Source organism: Streptomyces ossamyceticus (assembly GCF_001418475.1).
In the GTDB taxonomy this organism is placed as follows: Bacteria; Actinomycetota; Actinomycetes; order Streptomycetales; family Streptomycetaceae; genus Streptomyces; species Streptomyces ossamyceticus.
In genome coordinates this window covers 1-3930 of record NZ_LIQX01000578.1, presented here as the reverse complement: position 1 = coordinate 3930, position 3930 = coordinate 1, and the positions used below count along the sequence as shown (strand labels likewise).

The following is a 3930-nucleotide window of genomic DNA, read 5'->3' as shown; positions in this document are numbered from 1 at the left end:
AGTGGAAGACAGCGGCCTCCTCCGCGGTGCGGCGGGCCAGGAACATGTCCTGGGCGTCGGCGCTCCTGCGGGGCCGCAGCCGTACCCGGCTGCCGCCGCCGACCGGCACCCCGTCGACGAGCACGGTCTCGGTGGTCGGCAGGACGGCGGCAGGGGCCGACGGGGCGGTGGCCGAAGTCGCGGCCGCGGGGGTGGCCTCGGGAGCGGCGGCAGCCGAAGTCGAGGCCGCAGAAGCGGCGGTGACCGGGGTCAGGGAGCGGACCGCGCCGTGGAGGCGGGCGAAGACCTCCGGGGGCATGGTGTCGACCCGGTCGAGGATCGCGGCGGCCCGCGGGTCGGTCGCGCGCGCCTCCCGCTTCTCCTCGTCGGTCAGCAGCATGGTGCGCAGCGTGAGGATCTCGTCGATCTCCGCCGCGTCGTGCAGGTCTCCCGGGCTCTCCGGCGCCACCTGGGGGTGGTCGGGCAGGATGATCGGCGCGGAGAGCACGACGGGGCCGGCGGGGGGCTCGTCGGCGAGGACGGGGAAGGTGAACTCGTTCCGGCAGGCCCGTGCCTCGTCGGCCAGGTCCGCCGGCGGGTCGATCAGCGAGACGAACTCCACGCCGTCACCGCCGATGAGGGTGTGGGTGGCGACGAGCGCCCGACGCAGCGCCTCGTCGCGAGGCGCCCGGGGCTCCAGGCCGTCTACGGCGTTCGCGGTGCGTACGCGGAGCCGGAGCACGTCGTCCACGAGTCGCTCGGCCGTCAGGGTGACGCTCGCCCTGACCTCCTCGCGGCGTCGCACCACCCGGCCCGCCGGACCGGGCAGCGGCTCGATGTCCTCACCGGCTGCCGCCTCCACCGGTACGGTGCTCCCGCCGTGCAGCAGGTCGGCCAGCGGGACGACGATCTCGGTCTCGCGTGGGACCGCCTCGTCGAAGGTCAGATGGACGGTGCCGTCGTCGGTCCGCAGCGAGGCGACCGGACGGTGGCCGCCGTCGGGGCCGGCCTCCTCGACCTGCTTGCGCTGCGTCTGGAGGTGACGAAGCCTGACCCGGACCTTCGCGCCGGGCCGCCGGACGCGCAGCAGGCACTCGGTCCGCTGGTACCAGGAGTCGGCGGAGCCGGACACACCGGGGACGACGGGGCCGTCCGCCTCCACCCACTGCCGGGGGAACAGCACTCCGAACTGCCAGCGGACGCGGTTCTTCGCGGACGACCGCCGGTAGGGGTACAGGAGGTAGCCCTCGTAGAGGACGGCGTCGGCGACGGCGGTGATCTGCTCGAAGACGCCGCGGGACGGGCCCGGCGGCAGGCCGGTGTCCATGCCCGTGTCCGGGCACACCGTGCCGCTCTCGACCGGTCCGTACGCCATCGCGCCCTCCTTCTGCTCGTGTGCCGGCTCATCCCTTCCACCACCGTCACACCGCTCACGCTCTCCCGCCTCCTCCGGCGGAGCGCACTGAGCCGTTCGAGCGGTCGTCCGGCGCGTCGACTTCCGCCGCACCCTCTTGACAAGCCCGGACCACGAACGGCAGCCTTCCATTAAGCAGAAAACAACTTCCACAATATGGAAGCAGTCAGGGTGCGGAAGCACTCGGAAGCGGCACGGAAGGGAGCGTCTGAGGCCCCATGGGATTCGCGGCGCAGCGCTTCGACGTCAACCTGTCGATCCTCTTCACGGAACTCCCGCTCCTGGAGCGCCCCGCGGCAGCCGCCGCGGCCGGCTTCACGGCGGTCGAACTGTGGTGGCCCTGGGTCGACTCCCCCACCCCCGACCAGTCGGAGCTGGACGCCCTCAGGCGCGCGCTCGACGACGCCGGTGTCCGGCTGACGGGGCTCAACTTCTACGCCGGGCGGCTGCCGGGCCCGGACCGGGGCGCCCTGTCGATCCCCGGCGAGGAGTCGGAGCGGTTCCGCGCCAACGTCGACGTGGTCGCCGGCTTCGCCCGGTCGGTGGGCTGCACGGCCCTGAACGCCCTGTACGGCAACCGCGTCGAGGGCGTGGACCCCGCCGAGCAGGACGCGCTCGCGCTGGAGAACCTGGTCCTCGCCGCGCGGGCCGCCGACCGGGCGGGCGCGATCCTGCTGATCGAGGCCCTGAACAAGGTGGAGTCACCGCTCTGCCCGCTGGTCTCGGCCCCCGCCGCCGTCGATGTCGTCGACCAGGTCAACCGGGCCTCCGGCCTCGGCAACGCCCGCTTCCTGATGGACCTCTACCACCTGTCCATGAACGGCGAGGACCTGCCCTCGGTGATCGAGCGGTACACGGCCCGGACCGGCCATGTTCAGATCGCCGACAACCCCGGCCGGGGCGCGCCCGGCACGGGCGCCCTCCCGCTGGCGGACCTCCTCGACCAGTTGGGCAAGGCGGGTTACGAGGGCTGGGTCGGCCTGGAGTACAAGCCGGGCGACCGGCCGAGCGCCGAGGCCTTCGAGTGGCTCCCCCGCGAGGCCCGCGCGGCGCGCTGAGCGCCACCGACCAGACGTAGCAGAGCAGTCAGAGAGGCACCCTCATCATGCGCAGCAGTCTTCCCAAGGTCGCCTGGATCGGACTCGGCATCATGGGCTCCCCCATGTCCGAGAACCTGATCAAGGCGGGGTACGACGTCACGGGGCACACCCTGGAGCAGGACAAGCTCGACCGGCTGACGGCGGCCGGCGGCACGGCGGCGGCCTCCGTCGCGGAGGCCGTGCGGGACGCCGACGTCGTGGTCACAATGGTGCCCGCGTTCCCGCAGGTCGAGGCGGTCGCGTACGGCCCCGACGGCATCCTGGACAGCGCGCGGGCCGGGACCCTGCTGATCGACATGTCGTCCATCACCCCGCAGACCTCGATCGACCTGGCGAGGGCGGCGAAGGAGAAGGGCATCCGTGTCCTCGACGCGCCCGTCTCCGGCGGCGAGGCCGGGGCCGCGGAGGCCGTGCTGTCCATCATGGTGGGCGGTGAGCAGGCCGACTTCGACGAGGCCCAGCCGCTCTTCGAGGCGCTCGGCAGGACCATCGTGCTGTGCGGCCCGCACGGCTCCGGGCAGACGGTGAAGGCCGCGAACCAGCTGATCGTCGCGGTGAACATCCAGGCGTGCGCCGAGGCCGTGGTCTTCCTGGAGAAGTCGGGTGTGGACCTGGGGGCCGCGCTGGAGGTCCTCAACGGCGGGCTCGCCGGCTCGACCGTGCTGACCCGCAAGAAGGACAACTTCCTGAACCGGGACTTCGAGCCGGGCTTCCGGATCGACCTGCACCACAAGGACATGGGCATCGTCACCGACGCAGCCCGCACCGTCGGGGCCGCCCTCCCCGTCGGCGCCGTGGTGGCCCAGCTGGTGGCGTCACTGCGCGCGCAGGGCGACGGCGGCCTGGACCACTCGGCCCTGCTGCGGGCCGTGGAGCGCCTCTCCGGCGCCCGGCTCTGAGGCCCGAGGGCCGGACCTCCCCGAACTTCCGGTCCGCGACGGCGCCGACATCTGTCCTGTCGCGCCCAGGCGCCACCGCGGACCGGAACCCCCTGACGAACCGAACGAACCCAACGAACCCCACGAACTCGATGGACTCGATGGACTCGATGGACTCGACGAACCACCCGACCGCGTCCGATTCCTGACGTCCCATCAGGGACGTCCTGCCCGGACGCACCGCCCGCGCGGCCCGCCGGACCCACATGGATGAGGGGTCATCCGGTCCGGCACGCGCGGGCAGGGCGAGGACCGCGGCGGCGTGCACGCCAGTGCGGTGGCGCAAGGTGTCGGCCCCCCGTCTCGACGTGAGGGACGCCGGGCCGACGCCGTCGTGCGCCGCCGCGGTCCCGGCCGCCGCAACTCCCTGTAGGTGAGCACCTCGACCCGGCTCAGCCTCGATGTCGACTCGACCGTCGCGGAGGATGTGCTCAAGCCACAGCGCCGTCTCGGCCCGGCCGCACGGGATCACCCAGCGGCCGGGCCGAGACGGCGCTGT

The 3930-nt window shown here is 73.1% G+C and carries 3 protein-coding genes; 2 read left to right on the top strand and 1 reads right to left on the bottom strand.

The genetic code is table 11. The features are described from left to right. The coding region (locus AOK15_RS33680; protein ID WP_420877014.1) for a hypothetical protein at positions 1-1354 on the bottom strand (1354 nt) is incomplete at its 3' end. A gap of 257 nt (positions 1355-1611) precedes the next feature. Here AOK15_RS33680 and AOK15_RS33675 point away from each other — a divergent pair. Both AOK15_RS33675 and AOK15_RS33670 read left to right on the top strand, forming a co-directional pair. After that, the gene (locus AOK15_RS33675; RefSeq protein ID WP_055522111.1) at positions 1612-2451 is read left to right on the top strand and encodes a TIM barrel protein; all 840 of its coding nucleotides are present in this window, start codon (positions 1612-1614) and stop codon (positions 2449-2451) included. Positions 2452-2498: 47 nt separating this feature from the next. Further along, complete coding sequence (locus AOK15_RS33670; RefSeq protein ID WP_055522110.1) at positions 2499-3392, top strand: 2-hydroxy-3-oxopropionate reductase; 894 nt, start codon at positions 2499-2501, stop codon at positions 3390-3392. Positions 3393-3930: the final 538 nt, after the last annotated feature.

Excerpts from the sequence above, each read along its gene's own strand:
- AOK15_RS33675 (WP_055522111.1), top strand. The coding sequence starts at position 1,612 with ATGGGATTCGCGGCGCAGCGCTTCGACGTCAACCTGTCGATCCTCTTC.
- AOK15_RS33670 (WP_055522110.1), top strand. The coding sequence starts at position 2,499 with ATGCGCAGCAGTCTTCCCAAGGTCGCCTGGATCGGACTCGGCATCATG.